The 696-nt window shown below is 71.3% G+C and carries 1 protein-coding gene; it reads left to right on the forward strand.

The genetic code is table 11. The annotated features are described in order from the left end of the window. Positions 1–371: 371 nt before the first annotated feature. Positions 372–696 (forward strand): DUF5994 family protein (locus ACFORO_RS40690; RefSeq protein ID WP_377896748.1); only part of this gene is annotated, 325 nt, incomplete at its 3' end.

Below are 696 nucleotides of genomic sequence, written 5' to 3' on the forward strand. Positions count from 1 at the left end.
GCGGTTCAGCTCCGCGCTGCCGGGAACGTTGTTGTCGGTGCTGATCTCGACCTGCATGCGCGGTCCCTCCAGAGTGCGGCCGCGCGGGTCCTGGAGCACGGCCTGTGCCACGCTCACCGGAACCGCCTTCACCGCGTCCGGCCAGCCTACTCCTGACAAGCAGGCGCACCGGCGATAGTTTCGCGGCAACGGAACCCGGCCGACTCGGGAGCCGACGGGGCAGCCGCCGTCCGCCGATCCGGCGCGGCACAAGGAGATCCGCCCGATTCCGCCGGGCGGTCTCCTCGTCGGCGCAGGCTTCGGAGACAGGCCCGCCGCCGCGGGCAGCCGCCGCCGGAACGGTCCAGGACCGGCCGGACAGGAGCGCCATCGTGAAGTACGCCTCCGACAACACCATCGCGGGAACCGTGATCGGCTCACCCGGTCTCGGACCTCGATTGCGCTTCAAAGAACAGCACGCGGCGAAAGGCTGCTTCGACGGCGCTTGGTGGCCCCGTTCGCGGGAACCGGTCACGGAATTCAGCGCACTCGCCGCCGCGCTCGTCGACCGCTTCGGCCGGGTGGACCGGATCGGTTTCAACCCCGGCGCCTGGGACCTCGCACCCGCCCGGCTCGCCCACGGACCGGCTCTCGTGCGACTGGCCGCGTTCTACGGCCTCCAGCAGCACACAGTCGTGGTCATCGGCCCGCGCATCC

It is taken from the genome of Amycolatopsis halotolerans (assembly GCF_042647905.1).
GTDB lineage: Bacteria > Actinomycetota > Actinomycetes > Mycobacteriales > Pseudonocardiaceae > Amycolatopsis > Amycolatopsis halotolerans.